The 15,009-nt window shown below is 73.1% G+C and carries 13 protein-coding genes; 9 read left to right on the forward strand and 4 right to left on the reverse strand.

Features of this window, described 5'->3' with window-relative positions:
* Positions 1–50 precede the first annotated feature (50 nt).
* Positions 51–3,710 carry a SpoIIE family protein phosphatase gene (locus J2S44_RS26030; RefSeq protein ID WP_310419128.1) on the forward strand — a complete coding sequence of 1,220 codons (3,660 nt, stop codon included), beginning with the start codon at positions 51–53 and terminating at the stop codon, positions 3,708–3,710.
* 39 nt (positions 3,711–3,749) lie between these two features.
* On the opposite strand, the gene J2S44_RS26035 is transcribed toward J2S44_RS26030, so the two are convergent.
* Positions 3,750–4,061, reverse strand: a complete 312-nt coding sequence (locus J2S44_RS26035; RefSeq protein WP_310419132.1) for an STAS domain-containing protein — start codon at positions 4,059–4,061, stop codon at positions 3,750–3,752.
* 106 nt (positions 4,062–4,167) lie between these two features.
* Here J2S44_RS26035 and map point away from each other — a divergent pair, with 106 nt between their 5' ends.
* A complete protein-coding gene (gene map, locus J2S44_RS26040; RefSeq protein ID WP_310419136.1) occupies positions 4,168–5,025 on the forward strand; it encodes a type I methionyl aminopeptidase in 858 nt (285 codons plus the stop codon).
* A 13-nt stretch (positions 5,026–5,038) separates the two neighbouring features.
* Here the strand turns inward: map and J2S44_RS26045 are convergent, their stop codons facing one another.
* The 3 genes from J2S44_RS26045 to J2S44_RS26055 all read right to left on the reverse strand — a co-directional run bounded on the left by J2S44_RS26045 (position 5,039) and on the right by J2S44_RS26055 (position 7,220).
* Complete coding sequence (locus J2S44_RS26045; protein WP_310419139.1) at positions 5,039–5,755, reverse strand: nucleotidyltransferase domain-containing protein; 717 nt, start codon at positions 5,753–5,755, stop codon at positions 5,039–5,041.
* 542 nt (positions 5,756–6,297) lie between these two features.
* Complete coding sequence (locus tag J2S44_RS26050; protein WP_310419142.1) at positions 6,298–6,729, reverse strand: ferritin-like domain-containing protein; 432 nt, start codon at positions 6,727–6,729, stop codon at positions 6,298–6,300.
* The gene (locus J2S44_RS26055; RefSeq protein ID WP_310419145.1) at positions 6,726–7,220 is read right to left on the reverse strand and encodes a hypothetical protein; all 495 of its coding nucleotides are present in this window, start codon (positions 7,218–7,220) and stop codon (positions 6,726–6,728) included. Before J2S44_RS26055 ends, J2S44_RS26050 begins: the two co-directional genes overlap by 4 nt.
* A 315-nt stretch (positions 7,221–7,535) precedes the next feature.
* Between J2S44_RS26055 and rimP the strand changes: the two genes are divergently transcribed.
* The 7 genes from rimP to J2S44_RS26090 all read left to right on the forward strand — a co-directional run bounded on the left by rimP (position 7,536) and on the right by J2S44_RS26090 (position 14,909).
* A complete protein-coding gene (gene rimP / locus J2S44_RS26060; RefSeq protein WP_310419147.1) occupies positions 7,536–8,240 on the forward strand; it encodes a ribosome maturation factor RimP in 705 nt (234 codons plus the stop codon).
* Positions 8,237–9,280 (forward strand): transcription termination factor NusA, encoded by a 1,044-nt coding sequence (gene nusA / locus J2S44_RS26065; protein WP_310419150.1) that lies wholly within the window; start codon positions 8,237–8,239, stop codon positions 9,278–9,280. The genes rimP and nusA overlap by 4 nt, the downstream gene beginning before the upstream one ends.
* A gap of 76 nt (positions 9,281–9,356) precedes the next feature.
* Complete coding sequence (locus J2S44_RS26070) at positions 9,357–9,683, forward strand: YlxR family protein (RefSeq protein ID WP_310429927.1); 327 nt, start codon at positions 9,357–9,359, stop codon at positions 9,681–9,683.
* A gap of 93 nt (positions 9,684–9,776) precedes the next feature.
* Positions 9,777–12,914: a translation initiation factor IF-2 gene (gene infB / locus J2S44_RS26075; protein WP_310419153.1), complete on the forward strand. Its 3,138-nt coding sequence runs from the start codon at positions 9,777–9,779 to the stop codon at positions 12,912–12,914.
* Between the two features lie 121 nt (positions 12,915–13,035).
* The gene (locus J2S44_RS26080; RefSeq protein WP_310419157.1) at positions 13,036–13,329 is read left to right on the forward strand and encodes a DUF503 domain-containing protein; all 294 of its coding nucleotides are present in this window, start codon (positions 13,036–13,038) and stop codon (positions 13,327–13,329) included.
* A gap of 42 nt (positions 13,330–13,371) precedes the next feature.
* Positions 13,372–13,842 carry a 30S ribosome-binding factor RbfA gene (gene rbfA, locus J2S44_RS26085; protein WP_310419160.1) on the forward strand — a complete coding sequence of 157 codons (471 nt, stop codon included), beginning with the start codon at positions 13,372–13,374 and terminating at the stop codon, positions 13,840–13,842.
* Positions 13,843–13,865: 23 nt separating this feature from the next.
* Positions 13,866–14,909 carry a DHH family phosphoesterase gene (locus tag J2S44_RS26090; RefSeq protein ID WP_310429929.1) on the forward strand — a complete coding sequence of 348 codons (1,044 nt, stop codon included), beginning with the start codon at positions 13,866–13,868 and terminating at the stop codon, positions 14,907–14,909.
* Positions 14,910–15,009 lie beyond the last annotated feature (100 nt).

A 15,009-nucleotide genomic window follows, 5' to 3' on the forward strand; every position in this document is an offset into this window, starting at 1 on the left:
GGGCGGGTATAGGGCCGTCCGAATCGGGGGACGCGTCGGGAGGATGCGCAATGGGCTCCGCATCGGACCAGGACACGACGGTTGGCGACCTCCCTGCCGAGCTCGCGTTGGCGTTCGACACCGGCGGGGAGATGGGCGCCCGGATGCGGGACCTGGACTGGTCCGCGACCGCGATCGGCGCGCCCGCCTCGTGGCCGCCGGTGTTGCGCGGCGCGGTCGCGCTGATGCTCGCCTCCCGCGCGCAGATCGTCATCTTCTGGGGCCCGGAGTACGTGGCGCTCTACAACGACGCGTACATCCCGGCCATGGGCGCGAAGCATCCGGCCCACCTCGGGCGGCCCGGCCGGGAGATGTGGAGCGAGATCTGGGGCCTGATCGGCGGGCTCTTCGACGGCGTGGTCGCGAGCGGTGAGGCGTACTGGGCACCGAACCACCGCTTCATGCTGGAGCGGCACGGCTACCTCGAGGAGACGTACTTCGACATCTCCTACGACCCGATCCGCCTGCCGGACGGCACGGTCGGCGGCGTCTACTGCATCGTCACGGACACCACCTCGCGCGTGGTCGGCGAGCGGCGGGTCACGGCGCTGAGCACGCTCGGCTCCCGGCTCGGCGAGACCGCGAGCCAGCCCGCGCTGGCCGCGGAGATCGTGCGGGTGCTCGGCGAGTTCCCGGCGGACGTGCCGTTCTCGATGGTGCGCCTGGAGTCCGGGGACGCGCCGATCCTGGCGGTCGGCGGCGCCGCGGACGCGGACGTGCGGCCGGTGCCCGTCGACGCGGAGACGCTGCTGCCCACCGCGGACCTGCTGGCGACGGCGCCCGACTCCGCGGCCGCGGAGGCGTTCGCGACACCGATCACGGCCGGCCACCAGACCGTGGGCGTGCTGGTGCTGGGCCTGAGCCGGCACCTCGCGCGGGACGACGCCTACCTGGGCTTCTGCCGGCTGGTCGCGGCGCAGGTCAGCAACGCGGTGGCGAACCTGCGCGCCTACGAGCACGAGCGGGCGCAGGCGGCCGCGCTGACCGCGCTGGACGAGGCCAAGACCAGCTTCTTCTCCAACGTCAGCCACGAGCTGCGCACGCCGCTGACGCTGATCCTCGGCCCGCTGGAGGACGCGCTCGCCACGCCCGGCCTCGCCGAGGACGCGCGGGAGCGGCTGGAGGTCATGCAACGCAACGGGTTCCGGCTGCTGAAGCTGGTCAACACGGTGCTGGACTTCTCCCGGATCTCGGCCGGCCGGCTGCGCGCCACCTACCAGCCCACCGACCTCGCGGACTACACGGCGCGGCTGGCCAGCACGTTCCGCTCCGCGACCGACCGGGCCGGGCTGCGCCTGGTGGTGGACTGCCCGTCGCTGCCCGCGCCGGTGCACGTCGACCGGGAGATGTGGGAAAAGATCATCCTCAACCTGCTGTCGAACGCGGTGAAGTTCACCTTCACCGGCAGCGTCACGGTTCGGGCGCGGGCCGCCGGACCGGTCGCGGTCGTCGAGGTCGCGGACACCGGCGTGGGCATCGCGGCCGAGGAGATCCCGCAGCTCTTCGAACGGTTCCACCGGGTCGCCGGGGTCCGGGCGCGCAGCCACGAGGGGACCGGCATCGGGCTGGCCCTGGTCCGCGAGCTGATCGAGCAGCACGGCGGCACCGTCACGGTCACCAGCACGCCCGGCGAGGGCAGCGTGTTCCGGCTGACCGTGCCGTTCGGCAGCGCGCACCTGCCGCCGGACCGGATGATCGAGCCCGCGCCACTGGCCGACCAGGTCGACGGCCGGCAGTTCCTGGAGGAGACGCGGCCGTGGCTGGCCGAGGAGCCACCGGCCGCGGCCCCGCCGCCCCGGACGCCGGGGCGGGGCCGGATCCTGCTCGCGGACGACAACGGCGACCTGCGCGACCACGTGACCCGGCTGCTGCGCCCGCACTGGGACGTGGTCGCGGTCGCGGACGGGCAGGCCGCGCTGGACGCCGCGCTCGGCACGTCGTTCGACCTGGTGCTGACCGACGTGATGATGCCCCGGATGGACGGGTTCGCGCTGGTCGAGGCGTTGCGCAAGGACCAGCGGACCAGCGGCGTGCCGGTGATCATCCTGTCCGCGCGGGCCGGTGACGAGGCGTCCGTCGAGGGACTCGCTGCCGGTGCCGACGACTACCTGGTCAAGCCGTTCACCGCGCGTGACCTGGTCGCCCGGGTCCGGGCGAACCTGGAACTGGGCCAGCTCCGCGGCCGGATCACCGCCCGGCTGCGCGCGCTGGTCGACGCGGCCGCGGACCTGAACGCGGCCCGCTCCACCACCGCGGTCATCGAGGCCGCGGCCGGTCACGCGCTTCGCATGGTCAACGCCGGCCGGGTGGTCGCGACCGTGCGCGGTGCCAGCTTCGAGACCCGGCGCGTCGAGGAGACCCCGGAGCAGCCGTCCGCGGTGGTGCCGCTGGCCGGCGCGACCGGCGACCCGCTCGGTGAGCTCGCCGTCTGGCGCGACGGGCACGACCCGACCCCGTTCGACGAGGTGGTGCTCGCCCAGCTCGGCCGCCTGGTCGGGATCAGGCTGGAGAACGCCCGGCTCTACGAGGCCGAGCACCGGATCGCCACCACGCTGCAGCACAGCCTGCTGCCCCGGTCGCTGCCCAAGGTGCCGGGCGCGGTGACCGCCAGCCGCTACCTGGCCGGCTCCGCGGAGGCCGAGGTCGGCGGCGACTGGTACGACGTGATCGTCGGTCCGGGCGGCCACCTCGACCTGGTCATCGGCGACGTGGTCGGCAAGGGCGTGCACGCGGCCGCGGCCATGGGGCAGCTGCGCAACGCGCTCCGGGCGTACCTGCTGGAGGGCTTCGACCCGGGCGAGGCGCTGACCCGGCTCAACCGGCTGGTGGACAACCTCGGGCGCCGGCAGTTCGCCACCGTGGTCTGCGTGCGCTACGACCCGGTGCGGCGCGACCTGCTGTTCGCCAGCGCCGGACACCCGTCACCCGTGGTGATCACCACCGAGGCGGACGTCGCGTTCCTCCACGAGACCGCGCTCGGGCCGCCGATCGGAGCGCTGCCGCAGGCCACGTACCGCACCGGCACGGGGCGGCTGTCGGTCGGCTCCCGCCTGCTGCTCTACACGGACGGGCTGATCGAGGACCGGCGGCAGGGCATCGACACCGGCCTGCAGGCGCTGCTGACCGACGCCGCACGCCCCGCCGACCACGTGGAGGATCTGATCGACGGGCTGCTGCGCCGGGTGGCGGACCAGCCGCTGCACGACGACATCGCGCTGCTGGCACTGGAGGCGGCCGAGGCGGACCGGATGGACCTGCGGCTGCCGTCCGACCCGAACCGGCTGTCCGTGCTGCGGCGGCGGCTGGACGACTTCCTGGCCGCGCACGGCGTACCGGAGAACGAGATCTTCGATCTGACCGTCGCGGTGTCCGAGGCCGCCGCGAACGCGATCGAGCACCCGGTCGCGCCGCGCGAACCGGTCATCGACGTGACCGTGCGGATCGCGACCGGCCCGGACGGCGTGCCGGCCGCGGTGGAGGCCACGATCCGGGACACCGGCGGCTGGCGGCCGGAGGGCGAGGCCGGGTTCCGCGGGCGCGGTCTGGCGCTGATCCGGGCGCTGGCGACGCTGACCGTGGAACGCTCGGCGGCCGGCACCGCACTCACGCTGCGCCGCGAGCTCGGCACGCCGGCGTCTCCCGACCGGGACGCGCCGGGGCGAGGTGCCTGACCCGGCGCGCCCGGACCGTCCGGCCCCGGGGCCGGACGGTCAGGCGGTCAACCAGGGCTGGTCGCCGAGGCCGGAGATCTCCAGCACGCGGCGGACCTGGCGGGACGGCAGCACGGAGAGCCGGCCGGCGTAGTGCTCCGCGATCCGGACCAGCGCGTGGATCGCGGCCGAGTCGAAGAACGAGACCGGGCGCAGGTCCAGCGTCAGGAACGCGGCCCGGGAGCCGGTCGCGGTCGCGTAGAACCGGTCGGCCGTGGACATGTCGACCTCACCGGACACGCGAACGTTGACCTGGTCCCCGTCGACGTCGGTGACGGCGGAGAACGTCGGCTCGGCGCCCTGTTGATCCACGCCGGTTACGATTTCACAGGGCCCGGAACGGAGCAACAACCTCCCACCCCATCCAGTGAACGCACAGGTTTCCGCGTTCGGAGGACGGCGGCGATAGGCTTCCGGCATGACCGTTCGCGCGCCTCTCACCCCGGGCACCGTCACGCCGCGGCGTCAGGTGCCCTCCCAGATCCCCCGCCCGGAGTACGTCGGTAAGGACCGGCCGCGGCAGTGGACCGGGTCGCACGTGCAGACGCCGGAGACCATCGAGAAAATGCGTCTGGCCGGCCGGCTCGCGGCGCAGGCCACCCAGCTCGCCGGGGAGCACTGCAAGCCCGGCGTCACCACCGACGAGATCGACCGCGTGGTGCACGAGTTCCTGCTCGACCACGGGGCGTACCCGTCCACGCTCGGCTACAAGGGCTTCCCGAAGTCGTGCTGCACCTCGCTCAACGAGGTCATCTGCCACGGCATCCCGGACAGCACGGTGCTGGAGGACGGCGACATCATCAACGTCGACGTCACCGCGTTCATCGGCGGCGTGCACGGCGACACGGACGCGACGTTCTGCGTCGGCGAGGTCTCCGAGGAGGCGCGGCTGCTGGTCGAGCGCACCCACGAGGCGATGATGCGCGGCATCAAGGCGGTCGCGCCGGGCCGGCAGATCAACGCGATCGGCCGGGTCATCGAGTCGTACGCGAAGCGGTTCGGCTACGGCGTGGTCCGCGACTTCACCGGCCACGGCATCGGCGAGACGTTCCACAGCGGCCTCTACATCCCGCACTACGACAACCCGTCGCTGGACGTGGTGATGGAACCCGGCATGACGTTCACGATCGAGCCGATGATCACGCTCGGCACCCACGAGTACGAGATGTGGGACGACCGGTGGACCGTGGTCACCAAGGACCGGAAGTGGACCGCCCAGTTCGAGCACACGCTGGTCGTGACCGACTCCGGCTACGAGATCCTGACCCTGCCCTGAGCCGGGGGCAGGTCTAGCGGTCGTCGAAGACGGTGTCCGGGGTGGCGTCCACCGGGCGCCCCCGCCCGGTCAGTTCCGTGGCCAGCTCGCGCAGGACACGGCCGAGGTCGGCCATGTCCAGGCCGGCGAACCCGGTCCGGCGCACCGCGTCCGCGCTGTCCCGGAAGTAGGTGCGGCTGAGCAGGCCGGTGACCATCGCGGCGTGCAGCCGGGCCTCGCCGAGCTGCTGCAACGCGGCGTCGGTCTCGTACCACTCGGCCAGCCGGACGGCGCGGGCGTGCGCGGCCGACGCGGCGGCCCACGCCTGCCGGGCGAGCGTGGTGAACTCCAGCGGACGGGCCTGCGCCAGCCGGCCCAGGTGGACGTCGCGCAGCCGCCGCAGCCAGCCGTCCGGGTCGTGCACCGCGCGCGTGGTCACGTACCGGTCCGCGGTCAGCGGCCACAGCGCGGTCAGCGTGCGGGCCGCGCGCAGGTGCTCGTCGGCGCCGGTCGCGCTCAGCCGGACCAGCACGCCGTCCACCCGCCGGCTCACGCTCCACGGTCCGCTGCCCGGCCGGTAGGTCGCCACGATCATCTCGATGTCGCTGCCGTCACCGTCGTCGCCGTGCGCCAGGCCGCCGTGCACGCCGACGCTCAGCACGTCCGCCGGGTAGCGGCGCCGGACCGCGTCGCCGACCCGCTCCGCGACCAGCCAGCGCGGATTCACCAGATACGGATTCGTCCCGGTCACCCCGCCAATCCTCGTCCGGCCGGCCGGACGATCACGCCCTCCACGCAGCGCGCGCACAATCACCCAAATACCCCATCGGGGGTACGGGGTGCGCGGCGGCCCATTCGGAGTGGTCGTGGGTGCGCGTTCCGGCGGTCCGCACCGGCCTGTCGGAAAGGCCACGAAATGGGCGCCGATGGGGCGGCCGGCGCCGGTCGGTGGAAATGCCGCCGCCCCGAGGACAAATACGTCCGGGAATGCCGTCACCGCGCATTCCCGTACCGTTGCCGAAGCCTTTCCACGGTCGTCGGGCGGCACGCCGGGACGTGCGTGAGCCACCTCCGTGACCGCCGCGTGGCCGTGACCCGCCGCGTTGTCGTGGTTCCCCCGGCACCGTTCGGGAACCGGCTCCGAACGTGGCGTCGCGGAGCGGAGTCCCGGCGGAGCCGGAGGCCACCGCGCGGCGGCCCGCTTCCGGCGTGCGGGCCGCCCGCCGGGAGCTCCGGCCGGCCGGGGTCCGCGGTCGGGTCCGCTGCGCGCGTGCGGGCCGTGCCCCGCCTCGGTCAGCCCTGGCGGCCCGGGAACGGCACCGTGACCGGCGTGACGCCGGCCGCGAGCCGCCACCGGGTGGCCCGGATCGCACAGTCGGTCAGCGCGTTCAGCGCCAGGACGCGGTCGGAACCGGTGGTGGGCGGCAGGGCGGCGCGCCAGAACGCGGCCGCGCGCTGCTCGACCTCGATCGCGAGTTTCAGCGCGGTGGCCTGGTCGGTGAGCGGGTAGGGCAGCGAGTAGCCGGCGGGTGGCGGCGCCGCGGACGCGCCGAGCTCGGTGGCGCGGGCGAGCAGCGCGTCGCGCAGGTCGCGGTGCGCGGCCTCGGCCTCGCGGGCCGCCGTGACGAGTGTGTCGCCGGTGAGCCGGACGCCGATCGGCGCGTAGGCGAACACCGCGGCCTCCTCGGCGGCGAGCGCCGCGGCCAGTTCCGGGGGGAAGCTCATGCCAGCACCACCGCGTGGGTGGCGCGGGCGGCCGCGATCGTGCCGAGCAGCACGGCCCGGTCGGCCGGCGCCGTGGCGCAGGCGGTGGCCGCGGTCTTGCGGCCGGCCTCCTCGGCGGCCCGGAGCGCGGCGAGCGTCTCCCGTGCGGGCGTGGTCGCGGTCACCGTGGGCGTGCCGCTCACGGCCGCGGACGGGAGCGCGGACGGCGGCGGGGACATGATCTCGGTGAGCGCGGTGACGTGCGCGGTGTGCGCCTCCAGCAGCGGCGTCAGCCGGTCGGCGAGGTCCGGGTGGGCGACCAGCGCGGCCTGGTACCGGTCGGCCAGCGCGCGCGTATCGGCGAGCAGCGGTTCCAGCGCGTCCGGTGGCGGTGGCGGCGGTGGCGGCTCGTCCTCGCCGGTCAGCGAGCAGCCGGCGAGCGTGACCGCGCCGGCCAGTGCCGCCGAGGCGCCGAGCAGCCGGCGGCGGGTGAGTTCGCGCGTGGACCCCATGGTGTAAGCCCTCCCGTAAGGCGCGTCACAGCGAGGGCCAAGTCAACACCACGGCGTACGGATCGTCTCGACGGCATCCCGGATGACGCGGAACGGATCGTACGATTCCTCGTTGTATCGGAGGGTATGCGTAGCGTGATGGGTGTCGCGCGCCGGAAGGACAGTTCGGAGCGGCGGCCCGCCACCGAACCGGCCGTCGCGTTACGCTCAGCGCAACCGCTGGGCGTTTCGGGCCCAGCGGACCACTGGCGTGGCCGCTTTCAATTGGTTTGCGGCTGATTGCCGCCGGTGGCCGAGCGCAAGGGGGTATGCCGGATGACGCAGCGTGGCCGAGGTGCCGGCCGCTCGGGCCCCGGGGGCCGGGGCGCAGCCGCACCCGACCGGCGCAGGCCGTCCCCGGGTCCCCAGCGGCCGCGGGTGGACACCGTGGCGCTCCGTGCCCGGTTGGAATCGATCATCACGCCGGTCGTCGAGGACGCGGGTTGTGACCTGGAGGACCTGACGGTCTCCCGGGCCGGCCGCCGCCAGATCATTCGGATCCTGGTGGACGCGGACGGCGGCGTGGGCCTGGACGCGATCGCGGAGGTCTCCCGGGCCATCTCCGCCGCGCTGGACGCGGCGGAGGAGGCCGGCGGTGAGCTGGTCCCGGGGGAGTACCAGCTGGAGGTCAGCTCGCCGGGCGTGGACCGGCCGCTCACCGCGCCCCGGCACTGGCGGCGCAACGTGGGCCGGCTGGTGCAGGTCTCGGCCGGCGACCGGCAGGTCACCGGGCGGATCACCGCGGCGGACGAGGACGGGGTCGTCATCGAGACGGCCAAGGGCATCGTCGAGGCGGAGTACGCCCAGCTCGGACCGGGCAAGGTGCAGATCGAGTTCAACCGGGTCGACGAGGCCGAGTTCGGCCCCGACGACGAGACCGAGTTCGGTTCCGATGACGAGGCTGAGTTCGGCCCCGACGACGATGACGAAGACCTCGATGACGAGGACGACGACGAGGAAGTGGAGGGCGAGGAGAGGTGAACATCGACCTCGCGGCGCTGCGTGCGCTGGAGCGCGAGCGGGAGATCCCGTTCGAGACGATCCTCGCCGCGATCGAGACCGCGCTGCTCACGGCATACCGGCACACGGACGGCGCCGAGTCGCACGCCCGCGTGCAGATCGACCGGAAGTCGGGCGCGGCATCGGTCTACGCCCAGGAGATCGACGCCGAGGGCGTCGTCACCCGGGAATGGGACGACACCCCGCACGACTTCGGGCGGATCGCCGCGATGACCGCCAAGCAGGTGATCCTGCAGCGGCTGCGCGAGGCGACCGACGAGGTGCACTTCGGCGAGTACGTGGGGCGCGACGGTGACCTGGTCACCGGCGTGATCCAGGCGCACGAGGCGCGGGCCGAGAAGGGCATCGTCACGATCGACCTCGGCAAGCTGGAGGCGGTCCTCCCGCAGGTCGAGCAGGTCCCGGGCGAGCAGTACGAGCACGGCCAGCGCATCCGCTGTGTCGTGGTGCACGTCGCCAAGGGCTTCCGCGGCCCGCAGATCACGCTGTCCCGCTCCCACCCGAACCTGGTGAAGAAGCTCTTCGCGCTGGAGGTTCCGGAGATCGCGGACGGCACCGTGGAGATCGCGGCGATCGCACGTGAGGCAGGTCACCGGACGAAGATCGCGGTCCGTTCGACGGCCACCGGCGTCAATGCGAAGGGTGCCTGCATCGGCCCGATGGGCCAGCGGGTGCGCGCGGTGATGAGCGAGCTGCACGGCGAGAAGATCGATATCATCGACTGGTCGGACGACCCGGCGCAGTTCGTCGGAAACGCCCTTTCGCCGGCAAAGGCCCTGCGTGTCGAGGTGGTCGACGCCGGAAGTCGCACGGCCCGGGTCACCGTGCCCGATTTCCAGCTCTCGCTGGCGATCGGCCGCGAGGGGCAGAACGCGCGGCTCGCCGCGCGGCTGACCGGCTGGCGCATCGACATCCGGCCGGACAACGAGGCGTCGCCGGGGGGTGGCCGGGATCGCACGGATCACGCCGCCGAACCAGGCGGCGCCGTCGCGGGCGCTTAGGAGTAGACTTCATCGCGTGGGGCATCGGGAGGGTGAGACTTCACCCCTGAAACGCCCTGTGCGCGCGGCTCTGCCCGTGCGCACGGATCCGCCAGTCCGAACATGTGTCGGCTGTCGGCGCCGCGTATCTGTATCTGAAGTCCTGCGGTTCGTCACGGTCGGTTCGGAGCTTCGGCCCGACCCGCGTCGCAGGCTGCCGGGCCGAGGCGCACACCTGCACCTCGATCCGGCTTGCTTCGCGCTGGCGGAGCGGCGTCGGGCCTTCGGCCGGGCGCTGCGGTTCACCGGTGTCCTGGACACCGCGCCGCTGGCCGAGCACATCCGTGCGGTCATCGCATCGCATGGGACTACTGGTGGTGGGGCCTCGCCCCGCCCGGACCAGCAAGGTGGACGACCAACATGAGCACACGATGAAGTCCCTGAAATGACCAGGCTTCAAGTGCACGAGTGAGGTCGATGCGGGCCGTGCCCGCACGACCTCGGAGTGAGGAGTGCAGTGGCAGGCAAGGCCCGCGTACACGAGCTTGCGAAAGAGCTCGGGGTCGAGAGTAAGACCGTTCTCGCCAAGCTCAAGGAGATGGGCGAGTTCGTCAAGTCCGCATCCAGCACCGTCGAGGCGCCCGTCGCCCGTCGGCTCCGGGGTGCGATGGCCGCAGGTGGCTCGGCGCCCAGCGCGCCCGCCGCTCCGGCCCCGTCCGGTTCCGGCGACGCGCCGCGTCCCGGCCCGTCCGTGCGTCCGGGTCCGCCCCGGCGCCCCGGTCCGCCGGCACCCGCTTCGGGCAACGCCGGTGCGCCGGCGTCCGGTGCTCCGACGCCCGGCGCCTCCGCGCCGCGCCCGTCGGGCCCGGCTCCGAGCCCGGCTTCTTTCCGTCCCAAGGCGCCCGTTCCCGGCCCGCCGGCCCCCGTGGCCAAGCCGGCCAGCGCCCACGACATCGAGGTGGCCGCTGCCGAGCAGCGCGCCGCCGCGCTGAAGGCTGAGCAGGAGGCGACCGTCAAGGCCGCCCAGCAGGCAGCCCGTCAGCGTGAGGACAACCGCCGCGAGGGCGGGGCTCCGGGTGCGCCCGGTGGCCCGTCGCTGCGGCCGAAGTTCGGCCCCGGCGCGATGCCGCCCCGGCCCGGTTCGCCCGCGGCTCGTCCGCCGGCGCCCCAGGGCGGTCAGAGCGGTGGCCCGCGTCCGGAGCGTCGCGACGGCGACCGTCCGGGCCGTCCGGGCCCCGGTGGCCAGGGTGGCAACCGTCCGCCGCGCAGCGGTGGCAACAATCCGTTCGGCATCACGCCGGGCGGCAACCGTCCGCAGGCTCCGGCGGCGGGCCCCGGTGGTCGGCCGACTCCGGCCGGCATGCCGCCGCGGCCCAGCCCGGCGTCCATGCCGCCGCGGCCCAGCCCGGCCTCGATGCCGAGCCAGCGCCCCGGCCGCCCCGGTGGCGGTCCCGGTGGCGGTGGCGGTCGCCCGGGTGGCGGTGGCGGTGCCGGTCGTCCCGGTGGTGGCGGCGGCTTCCGCGGCGGTCCCGGTGGGGGCGGCGGCGGTGGCGGTGGCTTCCGTGGCGGTCCCGGTGGTGGCGGCGGTGGCGGTGGTTACCGCGGTGGCCCCGGTGGCGCGGCCGGTGGCGGCGGTTACCGTGGCGGCCCCGGTGGCGGCGGCGGTGCTCCGGCAGGTGGCGGCGCTCCGGGTCGTCCCGGTGGCGGCGGCCGTGGTCGTGGCGGCGGTGCAGCGGGTGCCTTCGGGCGTCCGGGCGGCAAGCCGGCCCGCGGCCGGAAGTCGAAGAAGCAGAGGCGTCAGGAGTTCGACAACCTGTCGGCCCCGACGATGAGCTCGGGCGCTCCCCGGGGTAACGGCCAGGAGATCCGGCTGTCCCGTGGCGCGTCGCTCTCCGACTTCGCCGACAAGATCAACGCGAACCCGGGCACGCTCGTCCAGGAGATGTTCAACCTGGGTGAGATGGTCACGGCGACGCAGTCGTGCTCCGACGACACGCTGCTGCTGCTCGGCGAGCACCTCGGCTTCGACGTCAAGATCGTCAGCCCCGAGGACGAGGACCGCGCCCTGCTGGCGCAGTTCAACATCGACCTCGACGCTGAGATCGCGGAGGACCGCCTGGTCACCCGTCCGCCGGTGGTGACCGTCATGGGTCACGTCGACCACGGTAAGACCAAGCTGCTCGACGCGATCCGCAAGGCGAACGTCGTGGCCGGCGAGGCCGGTGGCATCACCCAGCACATCGGTGCCTACCAGGTGCACGTGGAGCACAACGAGGCCGAGCGGGCGATCACCTTCATCGACACCCCGGGTCACGAGGCGTTCACCGCCATGCGTGCGCGTGGTGCCAAGGTGACGGACATCGTGATCCTGGTGGTCGCGGCGGACGACGGCGTGATGCCTCAGACGATCGAGGCGTTGAACCACGCCAAGGCCGCCGAGGTGCCGATCGTGGTCGCGGTCAACAAGATCGACAAGCCCGAGGCGAACCCGGACAAGGTGCGCCAGCAGCTGACCGAGTACGGCCTGGTCGCCGAGGAGTACGGCGGCGACACGATGTTCGTCAACGTCGCGGCGAAGCCCGGCATCGGCATCGAGGAGCTTCTCGAGGCAGTGCTGCTGACCGCGGACGCGTCGCTGGAGCTCACCGCTCCGATCGACGGCCCGGCACAGGGTGTCGCGATCGAGGCGCACCTGGACAAGGGCCGCGGCGCCGTCGCGACCGTCCTGGTGCAGAAGGGCACGCTGCGGGCCGGCGACTCGATCGTCGCGGGTGGTGCGCACGGTCGCGTGCGGGCCATGCTCGACGAGAACGGCAAGCCGATCCCCGAGGCGGGCCCGGCGCGTCCGGTCCTGGTGCTCGGTCTGACCGCGGTGCCGTCCGCCGGCGACACGTTCCTCGCCGCCGAGGACGACCGCACGGTCCGGCAGATCGCCGAGCAGCGGCAGGCCCGCCGCCGCGCGGCGAGCTTCGCCAACTCGCGTGGCCGCGCCACCCTCGAGACGCTCATGGAGCAGATCAAGGAGGGCGAGAAGACCTCGCTCAACCTCATCCTCAAGGGTGACGGTTCGGGTTCGGTCGAGGCGCTCGAGGACGCGCTCTTCAAGCTCGACATCCCGGAAGAGGTTCAGCTCAAGATCCTCGACCGTGGCGTCGGTGCCATCACGGAGAGCAACGTCATGCTGGCGAGCGCGTCCGACCCGGCCGCGACGATCATCGGCTACAACGTCCGGGCCTCGAACAAGGTCCGGGAGATCGCCGACCGCGAGGGCGTGGAGATCCGGTACTACTCGGTCATCTACCAGGCCATCGAGGAGATCGAGGCGGCTCTCAAGGGCCTGCTCAAGCCGGAGTACGAGGAGGTCGAGCTCGGCACCGCCGAGATCCGCGACGTCTTCCGCTCCTCCAAGGTCGGCCTCATCTCCGGCTGTATCGTCCGGTCGGGCCTCATTCGCCGCAACGCGAAGGCCCGGGTCATCCGCGACGGCGCGGTCGTGGCGGACAACGTCACGATCAGCTCCCTCAAGCGGTTCAAGGACGACGCGACCGAGGTGCGCGAGGGCTTCGAGTGTGGTCTGACGCTGGGCGGTTACAACAACGTCCAGGTCGGCGACATCATCGAGACCTTCGAGATGCGCGAGAAGCCGCGCGCGTAAGCGCGTAGCGATGTGACCAGCGCCTTTCCCCGGGTGTCAGACCCGGGGAAAGGCGCTGGCTCTCTCTTCCGCCCGGAAATGGGATGGGTGACGGGGCGTCGGCTGGGGCATACTTCCGGCGATGTTTACCGGAACCATGATTTTCGACCTGCTCCTGCCGGGTGACTCACGATCGCTGAAGGCGAAGCGTGCGTACGTCCGGCCCATCGTCGCCGCGTTGCGACGTTTCGAGGTCTCCGCCGCCGAGGTGGGGGCACAGGACCTGCACGGCCGCGCCGAGCTCGGCGTGGCCGTCGTCGCGGCCGAGCCGAGTCACGTCGGCGAGGTGCTGGACACCTGCGAGCGGCTGGTCGCCGGTCGCCCGGAGGTGGAATTGCTGTCGGTCCGCCGCCGCCTGTACGGCGACGACGACTGACGGGTTTGACGCACGGGTAATGTCAGCGTGGAGGTGGACGGGATGACTGATTCGGCCAAGGTGCGCCGGCACGCCGAGCGTGTTCACAAGCTGGTGGCCTCCGTGGTGCGCTCGCAGATCAAGGACCCGCGGCTCGGGATGATCACCATCACCGACGCGCGGATCACCGCGGATCTGCGCGAGGCGACGGTCTTCTACACGGTCCTCGGCGACGCCGAGGCCCAGGCGTCGACCGCCGCCGCGCTGGAGAGCGCGAAGGGCCTGCTCCGCAGCACGGTCGGCAAGGCGCTCGGCATCCGCCACTCGCCGTCGCTGGCCTTCGTGCTGGACAACGTTCAGGACCAGGCCAAGCACATCGACGACCTGCTGGCGCAGGCGCGTCAGGCGGACGCGGAGACGCAGAAGATCGCGGCCGGTGCCACGTACGCGGGCGACGCCCAGCCGTACCGGGTCGACGAGGACGAGGACGAGTTCGAGGACGACGACGAGCTCGTCGAGCAGGAGAAGCGGTGACCGCCGCGCCGGCCCGCAGCATCGTGCCGCCGCCCAGGACCGCCGCGGAGGGCCCGGTCGGCCCGCCGCGGGAGGCGGACTGGGTGGCGGCCGTCGCCGCGGTCCGGCGCTGGCTGCCGGACGGGCGGATCCTGTTGGTCTGCCACGTCAACCCGGACGGTGACGCGCTCGGCAGCATGCTGGGCTTCGCGCACGGCCTGCACCGGCTCGGCGCCCGCCACGTCCAGGCGACGTTCCCCGGCCCGTTCGACGTGCCGGACCCGCTGCGCGAGGTTCCCGGCGTGGACCGGCTGGTCCCGGAGACCGAGGCGTGGACGCACCCGGATCTGCTGGTGACGTTCGACGCCGCCAGCACCGACCGGCTCGGCGCGCTCGCGAGCCGGCTGGGCACCGCACGCGACTCCGTGGTGCTCGACCACCACGCCTCCAACCCCGGCTTCGGCGCGGTACGGCTGGTGGACCCGGCCGCCGCGGCCACCTCCGTCGTGGTCGAACAGCTGCTGGACCGGCTGGACGTGCCGCTGGACGCGGAGATCGCCGAGTGCCTGTACACGGCGCTGACCACGGACACCGGCTCGTTCCGGTTCGCGGCCACCACGCCGGCCGTGCACCAGATGGCCGCGCGGCTGGTCGCGACCGGCATCCACCCCGGCGAGATCGCCCAGCGGGTGTTCGACAGCCGCCCGCTCGGCGCGGTGAAGCTCTTCGGTGAGGTGCTCGGCCGCTGCGAGCTCGACCAGGACGCGGCCGCCGGCCACGGGCTGTGCTGGACCACCGCGACGCTCGCCGACCTGGAGAAGCACAACCAGCGCCCGCACGTGCTGGAGGCTCTGATCGACTCGGTGCGCTGCGTGGCCGAGGCGGACGTGTGCGTGGTGCTCAAGCAGATCGGCGAGGACACCTGGTCGGTCTCGATGCGCAGCAAGGGCGCGGTCGACGTGTCCCGGGTCGCCGGTCTGCTCGGCGGCGGCGGTCACCGGGCCGCGGCCGGCTTCACCGGCACCGGCACCCCGGCGGACGTCCTCGCCTCGATCAGGTCCGAACTGGACGGCGCCGTCATCCGTTAGGGCGGATGTGGTGATTCGCCCGCGCCCGGGTGAGGTTCAGACGGGCCGCGGGAAGAAGCTCCCTGGCCATCCCGCCTTGGTGGCGGTGACAATCGATGGC

The organism is Catenuloplanes niger (assembly GCF_031458255.1).
GTDB classification, from domain to species: Bacteria; Actinomycetota; Actinomycetes; order Mycobacteriales; family Micromonosporaceae; genus Catenuloplanes; species Catenuloplanes niger.